11 protein-coding genes are annotated in these 14397 nt (G+C 63.2%); 7 read left to right on the top strand and 4 right to left on the bottom strand.

Annotation, left to right across the window (positions count from 1 at the left end):
* The first annotated feature begins 19 nt into the window (after nucleotides 1-19).
* The 4 genes from VLT15_01875 (at nucleotide 20) to VLT15_01860 (ending at nucleotide 5193) form a co-directional block, all read left to right on the top strand.
* A complete protein-coding gene (locus VLT15_01875; protein HSR43964.1) occupies nucleotides 20-1003 on the top strand; it encodes a pirin family protein in 984 nt (327 codons plus the stop codon).
* Nucleotides 1000-1521 (top strand): VOC family protein, encoded by a 522-nt coding sequence (locus tag VLT15_01870; protein HSR43963.1) that lies wholly within the window; start codon nucleotides 1000-1002, stop codon nucleotides 1519-1521. Before VLT15_01875 ends, VLT15_01870 begins: the two co-directional genes overlap by 4 nt.
* A 148-nt stretch (nucleotides 1522-1669) precedes the next feature.
* Complete coding sequence (locus tag VLT15_01865; protein ID HSR43962.1) at nucleotides 1670-2626, top strand: aldo/keto reductase; 957 nt, start codon at nucleotides 1670-1672, stop codon at nucleotides 2624-2626.
* Nucleotides 2627-2844: 218 nt separating this feature from the next.
* On the top strand, nucleotides 2845-5193 hold the full coding sequence (locus VLT15_01860; GenBank protein ID HSR43961.1) for a hypothetical protein: 2349 nt from the start codon (nucleotides 2845-2847) through the stop codon (nucleotides 5191-5193).
* A gap of 95 nt (nucleotides 5194-5288) precedes the next feature.
* Here the strand turns inward: VLT15_01860 and VLT15_01855 are convergent, their stop codons facing one another.
* The gene (locus tag VLT15_01855) at nucleotides 5289-6503 is read right to left on the bottom strand and encodes a multidrug effflux MFS transporter (GenBank protein HSR43960.1); all 1215 of its coding nucleotides are present in this window, start codon (nucleotides 6501-6503) and stop codon (nucleotides 5289-5291) included.
* Between the two features lie 325 nt (nucleotides 6504-6828).
* Between VLT15_01855 and VLT15_01850 the strand changes: the two genes are divergently transcribed.
* Nucleotides 6829-7761 (top strand): LLM class flavin-dependent oxidoreductase, encoded by a 933-nt coding sequence (locus tag VLT15_01850; protein HSR43959.1) that lies wholly within the window; start codon nucleotides 6829-6831, stop codon nucleotides 7759-7761.
* Nucleotides 7762-7865: 104 nt separating this feature from the next.
* Here the strand turns inward: VLT15_01850 and VLT15_01845 are convergent, their stop codons facing one another.
* A complete protein-coding gene (locus VLT15_01845) occupies nucleotides 7866-8462 on the bottom strand; it encodes a DUF4386 family protein (protein HSR43958.1) in 597 nt (198 codons plus the stop codon).
* Nucleotides 8463-8601: 139 nt separating this feature from the next.
* On the opposite strand from VLT15_01845, the gene VLT15_01840 reads away from it, so the two are divergent.
* Nucleotides 8602-9858 carry a glycoside hydrolase 100 family protein gene (locus tag VLT15_01840; GenBank protein ID HSR43957.1) on the top strand — a complete coding sequence of 419 codons (1257 nt, stop codon included), beginning with the start codon at nucleotides 8602-8604 and terminating at the stop codon, nucleotides 9856-9858.
* Nucleotides 9859-10022: 164 nt separating this feature from the next.
* Here the strand turns inward: VLT15_01840 and VLT15_01835 are convergent, their stop codons facing one another.
* A complete protein-coding gene (locus VLT15_01835; GenBank protein ID HSR43956.1) occupies nucleotides 10023-12227 on the bottom strand; it encodes an MMPL family transporter in 2205 nt (734 codons plus the stop codon).
* A 340-nt stretch (nucleotides 12228-12567) separates the two neighbouring features.
* Between VLT15_01835 and VLT15_01830 the strand changes: the two genes are divergently transcribed.
* The gene (locus VLT15_01830) at nucleotides 12568-12867 is read left to right on the top strand and encodes a DUF1330 domain-containing protein (protein ID HSR43955.1); all 300 of its coding nucleotides are present in this window, start codon (nucleotides 12568-12570) and stop codon (nucleotides 12865-12867) included.
* A gap of 165 nt (nucleotides 12868-13032) precedes the next feature.
* Here VLT15_01830 and VLT15_01825 read toward each other — a convergent pair whose 3' ends face one another.
* A complete protein-coding gene (locus VLT15_01825) occupies nucleotides 13033-14322 on the bottom strand; it encodes a hypothetical protein (GenBank protein HSR43954.1) in 1290 nt (429 codons plus the stop codon).
* Nucleotides 14323-14397 lie beyond the last annotated feature (75 nt).

The raw sequence follows: 14397 nt of genomic DNA, 5'->3' as shown, positions 1-14397 counted from the left end.
GTTGCCAGAAAGAGTACCCATGCCAGCCATAACCGTTGAAGACCTCTCCAGCCTTGCTCGAGTCGCTCCGGCTTCCATCGACAGCGTGATCGAGCGCCCGGTTCAGTCGATCACGACTGCTCCGCAGGGCTTCGAGGGAGAAGGATTCCCGGTCCGCCGCGCCTTCGCCGGAGTCGACCTCTCGGTGCTCGACCCATTCGTGCACCTCGATCAGATGGGTGAGGTCGAGTATGCCCCCGGAGAGCCAAAGGGCACGCCGTGGCATCCGCACCGCGGTTTCGAGACGGTCACCTACATGATCGACGGCGAACTCCGCCACCAGGACTCCCACGGCGGGGGCGGCAAGATCACCGACGGGGACACCCAGTGGATGACTGCCGGCTCGGGGATCCTCCACATCGAGACCCCGCCGGAGGAACTCGTCGTGTCGGGCGGGCTGTTCCACGGATTCCAGCTGTGGGTCAATCTCCCGTCGCGGGACAAGTGGCTTCCCCCCAAGTACCAGGATCTACGCGCCGGCGACGTCGGCCTGCTCACCAGTCCCGATGGCGATGTGCTGCTCCGCCTGATTGCCGGCGATCTCGGCGGGGTTTCCGGACCCGGCTCGACTCATACGCCGATCACCATGGTGCACGCCACCCTGTACCCCGGGGCACGCCTGAGCCTTCCATGGAGGAGAGACTTCAACGCGCTGGTATACGTCTTGAACGGCAACGCTCGATTCGGAACGGACGGACGGCCGGCCGGCATGGGTCAGTTGGTGGCGTTCGGGCGAGGAGACTCCATCACCATCTCAGCAGACGAACTGCAGGAGTCACGCAGCCCCAACGTGGATGTGCTGATTCTGGGCGGCAGGCCGATCGGCGAGCCCGTCGCCTGGTACGGACCGTTCGTCATGAACAACCGGGCCGAACTGGTGCAAGCATTCGAAGACTACGAATCGGGCAAGCTCGGAACGATCCCCGCCGACCGGATCGACCGCCACCCGCACGATTTCGCATGACAATCGCGACGCGCGGCATCAACCATCCCGCTCTGGTAGGGCGCAACTACGAAGAGACGATCCACTTCTACACGGAAGTGCTCGGGATGCGGCTCGTTCTCGAACAGCCGAACCTCGACGACCAGAGTCAGGTTCACTTGTTCTTCGAGGCAGGCCCCGGACAGTTCGTTGCCTATTTCGTGCCCGAGCAGGGTTCGCTTCCGGAGACCCCGCCGCGCCGGCAGCTGGGCGGCATGCTGCACCTGGCTCTGAACCTGTCTGTGCCGATCGAAGAGGCCATGGCGACACTCGATGCGCACGGGGTGAAGTACCGGGGTCCGGTGGATCGGGGCTACGAGCGATCGATCTACTTTCGCGATCCGAATGGCGCGGTCATCGAGCTCCTCACGTGGATCAACCCGGTGCCCGACGGTATCGACGAGGGCGACCTCATCGTCGCCGCCCAGCAGCACCGCAAGGCACGAGGGGGCGATTTCATCGAACTCGAGGACGTAACCGCCGCCCTCGATGGGATGTAACGGCCGGTCCCGGAACGGTCGAGATCACTCGAGGTCCTCGACCCGCCAACAGCCTGTAAACGGAACGCCTCCATCGCCTGCGCCACGCCTATGCAGCCAAACTCGATCGACAACACTGCTGGGTGCCTCCATCGGCGACAATGGCGGCATGCGTTACCTTGAAGCCGCCGGCGAAAACCTCTCGAAGATCGGCCTGGGCACGTGGCAGTTCGGCTCCAGGGAATGGGGCTACGGCGAGGACTACGCAAACCGCGAAGCGCACTCCGTCGTCGAGCGCGCTCTGGAAATGGGTATCAATTTCTTCGACACGGCCGAGGTCTATGCAAGGGGCCGCTCGGAGGAGATACTCGGTCGTGCGCTCGACGGGCAGCGTGTTTTCGTAGCCACCAAGTTTCTGCCGATCGTTCCACTCCCGGGTCGAATCGAACGAAGGGCACAAGCGAGCCGGCGCCGTCTCCAAGTCGAACAGATCGATCTCTACCAGATGCACTGGCCCAACCCGGCTTTCCCGGCCCGTCTCGGCATGGAAGGAATGCGCAGGGTGCAGTCGGCCGGCATCACGCGTCATGTCGGCGTCAGCAACTACTCGTTGAGCCGGTGGAAGCAAGCCGACGAACTTCTGGGATCCCCGATTCGCTCCAACCAGGTTCTCTTCAACCTCGTCCGCCGCCAACCCATCCGGAAACTCATTCCGTTTGCGGCTTCGAACGACCGGATCATCATCGCCTACAGCCCGCTGGCTCAGGGCTTTCTCTCCGGGAAGTACAGCCCCGGCAACCGGCCTGAGGGTATGCGCCGCAGGAATCTGCTCAATCCGCTCGCCTCGTCGACCAACCTGGCGCGGGCAACGCCCCTGATCGATGCACTTCGCCGGATCGGCTCGACTCATGGGGCTACTCCTGCCCAGGTGGCCCTGTCCTGGGTGTTGTCGCACCCGAACACGGTGGCGATTCCAGGAGCCAGCAGCGCCGCACAGGTCACGCAGAACGCAGAGGCAGCCGACCTGATCCTTGCCGAGGACGAGATCATCCGGCTCAACGACATCGCCGGGAGTCTGGACCTCAAAGGCGGAATCAGGGGAGCAATCGAAGCGATGCGCCGCTGAGGAGCCGGGCCCGGGTGCCCGGAGGGCGGAGGGCGGCAACGGTCTGAGACGTTGCGCCCCGATCCTGCTGTGTAGGTTGGGTATCGACCGACACACCCGGGGAGGAAGAAATGCCGGTTAGGGACCACGCGGTGCCGCGCACGGCCCTTGTCCTCTGTTGTCTGCTCGTGTTGGGAGCATGCACCGGTGGGAATGAGCCGGACCCCACGCAGCCATCCGTGTCATCGACCAATCCGACAACCTCGACAACCACGGCGACCGTGCCCACCACAACGACGGTTGCACCTGCACTGTCGCTCACCGAATACCTCGTCGCCACCATCGAAGGCGCCCGGGAGGCCGGCCTGACCGAAGCAGCCGCCGCCGTCCTCCAATCGCCCACCGAACAGGGCGCACGGGACATGTTCGCCGCACTCGACCGCCACATCGCGACCCTCAGGACCCTGAATCCTCCTGACGAGGCGGCCGACCACCACGAGAAACTCCTCGACAGCCAGATCGCCTGGCTCGAATGGTATTCGGATCTTGCTGATGCTGTGCGCGACGGCGATCAGGATGCACTTGTGCTTTTGCAGGCAGAGAGCCAGGAGCTCACCTTCGCCGAGATCGAAGCCGGCGACTTGCAGCGACAGCTCGTCGGCTCGGTACTCGCCGAACGAAGCGACCCCCTCGCCCGATACGTGTTCGAAGCCTCGGTGGTGGCAACCCAGTTCTCCGGCGATGTGCAAGAGGTGCTGGCCGGCATGCAGGTGCTGCTGTCGGCGAGTGACGCCGATCTTGACGGCCTCCTCGCCTTACTCGACGAGGAAGCCTCATTGTTCACCTCCGCCCGGGCAGTCTGGGGAGCCCTGGAACCGCCCGGCCCGGCTCTCACGTACCACACACACCAGGGGCACTTGATGTCATCAGCGGCTGCGGGCCTGGAGGGCATGGCCGCTGCCATTCGCGCCGAGAACTCGGAGTCATTTCAGAGATCTTTCTTCGAAGTCCTTGCTTCGGTGAACGGAGCGCTGGAAGTCTCCGCGCTCCAGTCCGACATGCTGCTCGCGGCGCTGAAGGGAGAACCCGACAATCCCTCCTCGTCAACAGCCTGGTCGTGGGTCAGAGTTCCCGACCAGATCGCCATCTCGGGTGACCTGGGATTGCCCGCCCGGATCATGGCAGCTGCAGCAGGTGGACCCGGTTTCGTGGCAGTCGGCTCGACGGTGCTGGCCTCCGCGGATGGGATCACCTGGTTGCGTCCCGTGGCAGAGGGCGCGTTCGACGTGAGCCTCATAAGGGAACGGAAGCAGATTGAGGATGTAGTCGTCGGTGGACCCGGGTTGGTGGCGGTGGGGTCGGTATTCGAGGAAGCTGGCAGCAGGCCCGCAGTATGGACCTCAGTCGATGGCGAGTCATGGGTCCGGGTTCAGCACAACGACGCTGTTTTCGGCGGATCAGAAGATCTGACCATTCGTCGTGTCGCCCAGGCCGATACCGGTTTGGTCGCTTTCGGCACAGAAGGCGATGTTCTCGCCGGTGAGTTCGGGGTTGCCTCATGGATCTCACCAGACGGCATCTCGTGGTCGCGGGTTACGCTCGATAGCGACGTGTTCGGCGAAGATGTCGTCGATGGGCTCTTCGCCGGCGGCCCCGGGATGGTGGCTATCGGTACAGCACTGTGGACGTCATCCGACGGTCGTGCCTGGACCAGGTTCGAGGAGGAGGCCGTTCTCGGAGGAGTCGACGCACACCTGAACGATGTGGTGACAACAGCTTCCGGACTCGTGGGCGTAGGGATGGACCGGGCGGACGGCGAAGGCGACGCGGCGGTGTGGACCTCGACCAACGGCGCGACCTGGAGCAGGGTACCCCACGACGCGGCGGTGTTCGGCTCAGACGGACACCAGCTCATGAGCGAAGTCACAGCCGGCGATTTCGGCCTGCTGGCAGCAGGCCGTGATGCCTCCCAGCCTTTGTTCTGGGTATCGGCGGACGGTTCGTCGTGGACTCGGATCGACGGGCCTCCGCTGCCGGCGGGCGAGTCCTGGCATGTCTACGACCTTGTGGCCGGGGAATCGAGAGTTCTGGTCTATGGGGCGAACTCAACGGATTTCAAGCAGGAAATGTGGGTCGGATTCCCACCGGACAATGACGAGCAGACATCTCTCGACCTGAGAGGAGTGTGGCACCGGGACAACTACGGAGAAACGCACGAGATGCTGATCTGCTGGGGACCTGAGCAGACTCTGGAATGCTCGTTCTTCGGGGATGTCGATGCTTCTCGCGCCGTTCGTGGGTCGTTCTTTGGCAGCCTGCAGGCGGGATGCGACGTCTTCGATTCCGAGGCCTGTGACGGTGCAATCGCAGTGATGCTGGGCGAAATGTTGCTCCAGGCGCCGGACGGGACCACCACAGGCACCGTCTCCGAACAGATCATCCTCAACGTGGACGGCTCGATGACCCTTGTATGGGTGGAAACCGACGGCGGTCTTTCAAGCGCTCCCGTTCCATTCCACTGCCCCTGGTACCGGACCTGGTCGGAAGCGCAGGCGAGTCCGCCCGACTGCGTATTCGAGCGGCCGTAGGGCAGAGAAGCGATCGTGTCTCCGGCCAACGCCCATCGTTTCCAATGGGTGTACCGAGCCCCAGATCGTATGTCTCGACCAACCAGCGCGCCGGACTAGCCGCCGACAGCCGCAGCTCGACCGAGAGCTTCATCCGGAGACTCATCCGGTTCGATTAGGCGGCCTCGTCCGGCCCAAACGACGAACCCGACGGCGGCTACGCCGCATCCGAAGAATCCCAGGGCGAGAGGAAGAACCGTCCCGTCGAAAGCGCTATCGAGCAGCGCTCCCAATCCCGCCCCCAGGGACATCGAGATCGTCCCGATCACGGCAGCTGCAGTGCCGGCCAGCTTTCCCATCGGGTTCATCGCCATGGCGTTGAAGTTGGGGATGAGCAGCGCGTGCATGCTCAGCATGATCGCCAGGCCGGAAAGAAAGACCCAGAAACCGGGGGTTCCGTTGGTGGCGACGGCCAGGGCGGATATCGACGCCGAAGCCGCCACGTAGCCAACCAGCACGATGTGCACCATGCGGTCGAGACCCACACGGGAAACGATGGCAGCGTTGACCAGCATCGCGGTACCCATCACGCCCGCCAGGCCACCGAAGATGAAGGGGAACTGCCCGGCACGGTCGAATACGTCCGAGATGATCAGTTCCGAACTCGCCAGATAGGAGAAGAAGACGCCGAAGAGGAGGGTCATAGCCAGCGTGTAGCCGATCGTCTGCCGGTTGGTCACGACGGTCTTTCCTGCCGCCACGATCGAATCGAACCGCAAGGGAAGACGCCTCTCCGGTTTGAGGGTCTCCGGCAGTCGCAGGGTCCAGACCGCCAGCGATGTCGCGATGATTGCACACGCTCCGAACACCCAGCGCCACGAAGCAAGGCTCAGGATCAGTGCTCCCAGGCTGGGAGCGACGACGGGCACCAGAACGAATATCGACATGATGATCGACATCGTTCGGGCCATCGCCTCCCCAGAGTAGGTGTCCCTCACGACGGAGAGGGCGACCACCCGGGGGGCGGCAGCGCCGACACCCCAGACGAACCGGCTGATGAGCACCATCTCCAAGGTCGGCGCCAACGCCGCCGCCAGAGCACTCACGATGTACAGAATCAGTCCTGCATAGAGGACGGGTTTGCGCCCGTAGCGATCCGCCAGAGGCCCGAAGAACACCTGCGCTGAAGCCAATCCCAGGAAGAAGAAGGTCACGATGGCCGCCGGCTGAGTTGAATCGGCTGCCAGTCCGTATTCGGTTCGCACCGCACCGAAGGTTGGCAGCATGATATCGATGGCCAGTGCTGTCATCGCCATGATCATGGCGATCATCACAGCGAATTCCCGGCGTCCAATGGCTGAAGGGGACAAAGGATTGGTCCAGTCGAAAGAGTCGAAGCCCTGGGATGCTACACCTGCTCATCGGTGATCCGGGCAGTGGACCGCGCCATCCGAAGTCGCATGCTCGAGTGATCGGTGGCAGTCCCCGATCGAAGCCTGAGCCATCGCGCGACGACGCTCTCGGGGCCGTCTCCCAACGAGAACGGGACCAGTCCACTCTCACCGTGGGGGAAACGCGGGACTGCAAGGAGGTCGGAGTCCCGGCCATCTACCGCTCATCATTTCGATGCCGGCGAGCGACGGCTAGGTTCGGTGCATGAATATCGGGCTCATCACTGAACTGAACGGGAGACCGGACGGGGAAACACCGCCACCCTCATGGAAGTCGATCAGCGAACGGGCAGAAGCAGCCGAAGCAGCCGAATTCGACATGTTCGTGTTCGAAGATGCGCTGCTGTACCGCAACGAGAAGGCAACGAACGGGGCCTGGGAATCCGTGTCGATCGCAGCAGCGTTGGCGGCTACCACCAGCCGTATCAACCTGGGGCAATCGGTCGTGAACTCTCCGTACCGGTCCCCGGCCATGGTGGCAAAGATCGCCGACACCATCGACGAGATCTCAGACGGGCGATTCGTTCTCGGTATCGGCGCAGGCAACACGGCGGATTCGGACTATGAAGCATTCGGTTTCCCAACCGGCGAACGGTACTCACGGTTCGCCGAAGCGATACAGATCATCCACGGTCTCCTGAAGACGGGAGCCATCGACTTCGATGGCGAGTTCTATACCGCCAAACAGGCCGAACTGGTGCTGCGCGGTCCCCGATCGGAAGGTCCTCCGATCAACATCGCGGCGGGCGGGCCGAAGATGCTGCGACTCGTCGCCAAATACGCCGACGCCTGGAACTGGTGGGGCTGGGACGAGACGGTCCAGGACATCGGGAACCGGTTGACGCCGATCATCGAGAAACTGGAACAGGCCTGTGAGGCCGAGGGCCGCGACCCGGCCACCCTGAGACGGACCTTGGACTTGTACACCGTTGTTCCAGAGGGGTTCAAGACTCTCGATTGGAAGACTGAAGGTCTCGACATGGAACAGCCGGTGACCGGTTCATCCCAGGAGATCGCCGAGCACATCCTCTCAATGGGTGAGCTGGGATTCGAGGAAGTTCGATGCGACGTGTTTCCGAGAACGATTGCTGCTATCGAATCCATGCAACCCGTCGTCGAGATCGTCCACGCCGGCTAGCCGGGACTGCGGGACGGCGACGAGACACTACCCTCGGCTTCCTCCGGGTGAACCGGCATTACTCAGTCGGCCGGTGACGTTTGTGCTGAACCCGTCATCGCCTCTCAGACCAGCAGGGCTATCCCGACGCAGAGAGTGAACATGTGCGCCCAGATCGGAGGCGAGAAGAAGAAGCGGAAACGCTCATAGGCCAACCCGGCAGAGAAGAGCACACCCCACGCGGCACCCGACCAGCCGAGCCAGTCGGGGATCAAGGCCCGCTCGGTGAGGGCCCAGGCCAGCGGAACGGCCGACAAATAGGCCACAAACATGTGCACTGTGTAACCCAAACCCACCCAGTTGAGCAATGGTACAAACAACTTCGGGATCTCCGAACCGCCGGCTACCTGTTCGGCAACCCACTCCTGGACCGTGAGGCGGAACATGAGGTTCACCATCCACAACACCGCACCAACCGAATAGGCGATGGCTGCCGCCCAGGCCGCGGGATGGTCGGCAACACCAGCCGCTGCACCCAATCCGCCGGGCGTGAGGACCAGAGCGACGATCATGGTCCGGTGGATCCACCGGAGCCGGCGCCGGTCCTGGTGCAAGTGTGGCAGCCGCTCGGCGATGGGGGCCTCGTACTCGAGTCTCCACCCGGCCGCGCCGGCCAGAAACACAGTGAACCCGGTCACAAGAAGAGTTCCGGCCGTAGTCATCGTCTCCCGTCCCGTCGGCAACAACCCCAGACCCTACCGTGTGTCCACCTCAACGTCGCGGCAGGGCCAAGTCCAGGCGCGACCACCCCGTGGCAGACTGCGGATATCCGATGAATGCAGACGAGAATCGAGGAAGCACATGCTCACGCCGATGCTGCCCACCGAGGTTGACGCACGGGTTGCCGCCCTCGACGCACTCCGCCGGGCCGTTCGTCCGCACGGTTTTGTTGCCTCCGGCGCGGATGATCACTACCAGTCCATATGGGCTCGCGACGCTGCTATTGCCACCGTCGGCGCTGTCGCGGCGAACGACCCTGAACTCATCCACGCCGGAATCCGTTCGCTGCTGACGCTCGGTTCTTGCGCACGTCCCAACGGCCAGATCCCCAACACCGTTTGGAATCGAGATGCCGGCCTGTACCGGGACTGGCACGAGAACGGCGCAGTCGATGCCAGCGCATGGTTCGCCATTGCGACGGCCTACGTCCTCGAGAGCTGCACACCCGATGAGGCGCGGACCCTGCGCGCTACAGCAGCCGCAGCCATTCGCTGGCTGCGCGATCGCGATCTGAACGGCCTGGGTCTCCTGTGGGTTCCGCCGGCGGGTGACTGGATGGACTCGACATTGCATCGAAGCGGAATGACGCTTCTGGTCAACTCCCTCTGGGTATGGGCCCTGCGCCTGTTCGAACCGATCGCCGACGATCACGGCCTCGACCTCGGTTCCGGACTCGATGCTGACGCGACGGCGGCCGCAGTACGCGCCCTTCTGTGGCCGGCAGAGGACCTCGATATCGCCACATTGCTGTTCGAGGCACCCGCCGGGGTTCGCCGCGGCTGGCCGCATCCGATCCTCGCCGGGGTGCTACGCCAGGCGCACAACCCCGACCGCCGGTGGTTCGGCGCGACGCTCGAAGCCGCACGGCTGCGCGAGAACCTCGACGTACTCGGCAACTGCATCGCAGTCATCGCCGATGTTGCCACCGGACCGCAGCAGCACTTCATCCTCAACGCCCTCGATGAGTTGTCGGTGAGCGAACCGTTCGCGACGAGGACCCTCGGCGCACCCGTCGATCCCAACGCTCGGAACAGCCTGGTGGAGCCAAACGCGGAGGCGCTCCAGGACCCCAGGTGGCGCAACGGGCCGCACCACTACCACAACGCCGGCGCCTGGCCATTCATAGGCGGCTTCCACTCCTGGGCGCTGCGCCACACCGGACGAAACGAAGCAGCCGGCAGAGTCGTGGCCGCCATCGACCGGACCAACACCGTCAACGGCGAATGGGCATATCCCGAGTGGGTGGACGGCGACACGGGTGAGCCTTCGACTACCCGCATGCAGACTTGGTCGGCAGCCGCCCGTCTGTATGCAGGGGGCCCCGGGCACAACGACTGAGGGCCAAAGGGCTGGTCACGACCAGGCAGGCCCGCCGGAACAGGTGCCGGAAGTGAGGAAGGCGGCCCGCCACGAACAACGGCTCCTGTAGCTGGATAAACCGGCTTCGCCGCCACCCCGAGAATTCCCGAGGTGGCGGCGACAAGCCCGATCCGGACTGAGGGCTAGGCGGCTTCCGGCACAGGTATGGGCCGCACCACCGGCTCGCCGCGCCCCTCGATATGAATCTGAGGGAGCCACCCGAGCCAGGCCGGCAGGTACCAGTTGCGCGCGCCGAGGAGCTTCATGGTGGCGGGCACCAGGACCGAACGGACGACCGTTGCGTCCAGGATCACGGACACGGCGAGACCGAAGCCCATCTGTTGGAACATGACCAGGTCGCCTGCGGCAAAGCCGCCGAAAACTGCCACCATTATCAGTGCTGCTCCCGTGATGATCGCCCCGGTGGATCCCAATCCGAAGGCCACCGATCCGTCGTTGTCCCCGGTCAGGTCGTAGTGCTCCTTGATACGGCTGAGCAGAAAGATGTGATAGTCCATCGACAGCCCGAACAGGACCGCAAACAGGAACAGCGGTATCCAGGCTTCGATCACATCGGTCTGCTGGAACCCGAACAGGTCGGCCCCGAAGCCGTGCTGGAACACGGCGACCAGCAGGCCGTAGGACGCCCCGACCGACAGCAGGTTCATCACGATCGCCTTCAGCGGAACCACTATCGACCGGAACACCATCATCAGCAGCACGAAACTGAGTCCGAGTACGAACACGAAGATGACCGGAGTGCGACCGTTGATCACGTCCACATAGTCGACCGTGCCGGCTGCCCCGCCGGTCACGTACACCCCCGTATCGAGTCCGTCGAAAGCACCGGGGATCATCTCGGTGCGCAGGCGGACTATCGAATCGCGTGCTTCAACGGTTGAGGGGTCGAGCTTGGTGACTGCGTCAACGGATACGATTTCGCCGTCGGCGCTGGGCGTCACGTGTACCTCGCCGTAGCCGTCTTCGGCTTCGAGCGCTGCCACAAGCCCACCGACTGCGCCGGCTATTGCCGGATCATCGATGGAGCCATCGACGATTATGGACGTATAGAACGAGCCGGTGTCGAACTCCTCGTTGAGCAGCGTCCACGCATGCCGGGAATCCGAATCGTCCGGCAGGGACTCGATGAAGTTCTGGCCTGTGTTGAGCGTCAGATACGGCACAGCTGCCGCGACGAGCAGCCCTCCGGCGAGGAACATGCTGACGAGCGGCCGGGCAGTCACGACTTCGGTGACCCGATGCCAGAACCGGCCCCCACCCTCGTGGTATGAGGTGCGCCCGAGGAACGGGACGCGACCCCGGTTCACTCGATCACCCAACAGCCCAAGGATGGCGGGCAACAAGGTCAGTGCTGCTGCCAGAGCAGCGATGACGACAACGATGGCGCCGGTGCCCAGGCTGCGCATGACCGTATCCGGCATGTAGAGGAGGCCCATGAGAGCGATCACAACGGTTATCCCTGAGAAGAAGACGGCGCGGGTGGCCGAGTCGCCGGCTCGCTCTATTGCCTCGACTACCGGCGAACCCTTGGCACGTTCCTCGCGGAATCGCTGGACCACGAACAGCGAGTAGTCGATCCCGACGGCCAGGCCGATCATCGTGATCATGTTCATCACAAAAGTCGAGAGGTCCATGACCTGCCCAACGACCGCGGTCAGACCGACGGCCACCAGAATGGAGACGATGGCCAGCAGGAGAGGGATCCCGGCCGCCACTGCCGCTCCGAAGACAACGACGAGGATGACGAGGGCGGCAGGGATCCCCAGCATCTCACCACGCTGCAATGTTTCTTCAGCCAGGGTGTTGAACTCGGTGTTCACCGATCCGTTGCCTATCGTCGTCACCCGGAAGCCGGCTGCGGCGTCGGCCTCATTGACCTTTTCGACAACCGGCGCGGCGAGTGCCGACGAGTCACCGTCGCCGGTGAGGGTGACCACAATGAGGGCCACCGTGCCGTCGCTCGACGTCATGCCGGGGGCACCGTCCAGATAAGAAGCCGTGCCCTCGACGGTTTCGAGAGCCGTCAGTTCTCCCACGAGCGCAGTGACCCTTGCAAGGAATGCGGGATCGTCGGTCGTGAGCCCGTCGCTCTCGACCAGCACGTACTCCTGCGGTGCTCCACTTGCTTCGAAGTGCTCACCCCAGATCTGCCCGGCGGTTTCGGACTCGGTTTCCACCGACAGTTCGCCACCGTCCACCAGCACATCGCCGAGGCTCCCGGCCGCGACGAACGAGACGGCGAGTACGACTATCCATGCTGTGATCGTCCGCCATGGATGGACCGCGGCGACCCGCGCCAGCGATCCGGTGAATCCAGTTTTCTTCATGAGTGTTTCCCCTTCAATGTGTCGCCGGCAGATCCGGCACTGTGTCTCATCACCGAGTGTGCGGGAAGAGGGCCGTCTGCACTATTGGGTATGCCCCTCATCGTTCACTGAGAGATAGGGGGATCAATAAGGGTTTACCCCGGTGGAGCAACATGATCCGAACATCCCCGACCGCCAAGGTACGGCCGACCTGGAGTCTGCGCATCGGGGGTGGTTCCCCATTTTGCTCGGAATGCTCCCTATGTTGGCACCCGTTGCCCACGGTCGACCCGGCGGTTGACCTCCGCCGGGGCCCATATATATGGTCGGCCAATCGGAATCGATGACGGGGAGATTGAGCATGGCGGCATACTTGATGGCAGATGTCTTGCCTCATGACGTGGAGGCCTACCGGTCGAGTGGATACCTGGAAGCGGCCGTCCGGACGGCGGCATCACATGGAGGGGTCTACAAGGCCCGCGGAGGCGAGATGAGAGTGCTCGAGGGCGATTGGGAACCCGAGCGGATGGTCATCATCGAGTTCCCATCAATGGACCACCTTCTTGCCTGGTATCACAGTGACGAATACCAGGAGTGGGCACCGACCAGGCAGAGGCTGGCTCCCAACTCCAAGATGGTCGCGCTGGAAGGCGTATCTTGAGGCCTCTGTCCAGAACTCAGAATCTGCTCGTTAGGTGACGCACCTCATCTGCGGCGTTGCCGACAGGCGGTCGAAGGACCGCGCCGCAGAACGGCGCGGTCCTCGAACAACGAACCAGCAGTCGCTCACGCCCCCTTCTCGCCGGACCACGAAGTGGCGGCCGCCTCAGGCGTTCGGTGCTGTCTCCTCCGCCGCAGTATCCACGGCTCCGGCTGACTGTCCACGCGATCCGGCCAGCTGCATCACGTAGTAGCCGATCCCGATCAAGAGGGCGATTCCCATCATGGGTGTGAACACCTGCTTGATCTCGGCGGTGACCGTCAAGAGCCCGACGGCAAATCCGGCAATGCCCACCGACACTCCGCCGAGGAGAACCCAATCGACGGTGTTCAGTTCAGAGCCGCCGCCAACCTGGTTCGAGATGACACCGAAGAGAAGGAACGTCATAACGCCGATGAACATCACGTGATCGAAAGTCAAGATGAGGCCGAACTCCCAGTCCTCGAGCGCGCTGACATCCATCGCTCCCGAGACGAACCTCTGAACGATGACGGTCAGCAGCACGAGATAAGCGATGAGGAAGAGAATGCCCGTACGGGGGTACGCACCCGTACCGGCTCCCTTCCATCCCGACGGCATCAGGAGGCTCCGGGCGCGCCAGATGAGGATGCCAACGCCGGCGATTGCGAGCAGGTTCGCGGGGCCGAGGAGATCCTCGACGTCGAAGATGAAAGCGATATTGACGGTGACACCGCCGATGAAGGCGAACCACATCATCGTGGCTCCCGCCTTGGATTCGGCCCAACTCTTCTCTTCATGCAGCAGCCACTCGATGACCGAGAAAGCCGCAAGAAACAGGAACCCGATCACCATTGCCGGGGGATGAGCCTCGGCGAGCCGTGCCGCCGTATCATCGGAGAGTCCGGGAATCTCGTTCTGAGAAGTGAAGATGCCCAGTAGCACACCGAGCACAGCACCTACGAGCATCGAGATCCAGGCAAGCATCATTCCGAGACGGGCGACACTGCTCCGGTTGTAGGACCGGTTTGCGGAGAAGAGCCAGACGACATACCAGATGACCACAAGGAAGAGCAGGGTGCCCGCTATCGGTCGTTGGATACGGTCGCCCGGCATGCGGTCACCGATCAGAAAAGCGACCACGTACAGGATGATTCCTGCGGTCATGAGCCGTGCGAGCAGTTTGCCGCGTGCCTGCTCGGATTCCGTCAGGTTGCGGCCCTGAGTGAACATAAGCAGACCGGTAGCGGCCGCGGCGAGGCTGATCCAGCCCAGTGTGCCGGCGTGAACGTGGGTCAGCAGCGTGTCGTGGTCCGGATCGTAGATATCGAGACCGTTCAAGATCCCTATCACGATCGTGAAGACGAACAAGAGCAACGCCGAGATGAAAGCGGGCCTGGTATCGGCCCATAACTGTGAACGCGACGAATCGGTCATAGGTCCTCCCCCGTTGTTGCTTTGACTTTAGGGCTACGGTCGCCGACGCGGCCTGAAAACCGCAGCCTTTTTTGG

This window comes from Acidimicrobiia bacterium, assembly GCA_035471805.1.
Taxonomy (GTDB): Bacteria; Actinomycetota; Acidimicrobiia; order Spongiisociales; family JAHEDJ01; genus JAHEDJ01.
This window is presented reverse-complemented; position numbering and strand designations above follow the sequence as displayed.

Bases quoted from the DNA above. Each gene is read 5' to 3' on its own strand.
- VLT15_01845 (HSR43958.1), bottom strand. From the start codon at position 8,462: ATGACTACGGCCGGAACTCTTCTTGTGACCGGGTTCACTGTGTTTCTG.
- VLT15_01830 (HSR43955.1), top strand. From the start codon at position 12,568: ATGGCGGCATACTTGATGGCAGATGTCTTGCCTCATGACGTGGAGGCC.
- VLT15_01850 (HSR43959.1), top strand. From the start codon at position 6,829: ATGAATATCGGGCTCATCACTGAACTGAACGGGAGACCGGACGGGGAA.
- VLT15_01865 (HSR43962.1), top strand. From the start codon at position 1,670: ATGCGTTACCTTGAAGCCGCCGGCGAAAACCTCTCGAAGATCGGCCTG.
- VLT15_01825 (HSR43954.1), bottom strand. From the start codon at position 14,322: ATGACCGATTCGTCGCGTTCACAGTTATGGGCCGATACCAGGCCCGCT.
- VLT15_01835 (HSR43956.1), bottom strand. From the start codon at position 12,227: ATGAAGAAAACTGGATTCACCGGATCGCTGGCGCGGGTCGCCGCGGTC.
- VLT15_01840 (HSR43957.1), top strand. From the start codon at position 8,602: ATGCTCACGCCGATGCTGCCCACCGAGGTTGACGCACGGGTTGCCGCC.
- VLT15_01855 (HSR43960.1), bottom strand. From the start codon at position 6,503: ATGATCGCCATGATCATGGCGATGACAGCACTGGCCATCGATATCATG.
- VLT15_01875 (HSR43964.1), top strand. From the start codon at position 20: ATGCCAGCCATAACCGTTGAAGACCTCTCCAGCCTTGCTCGAGTCGCT.
- VLT15_01870 (HSR43963.1), top strand. From the start codon at position 1,000: ATGACAATCGCGACGCGCGGCATCAACCATCCCGCTCTGGTAGGGCGC.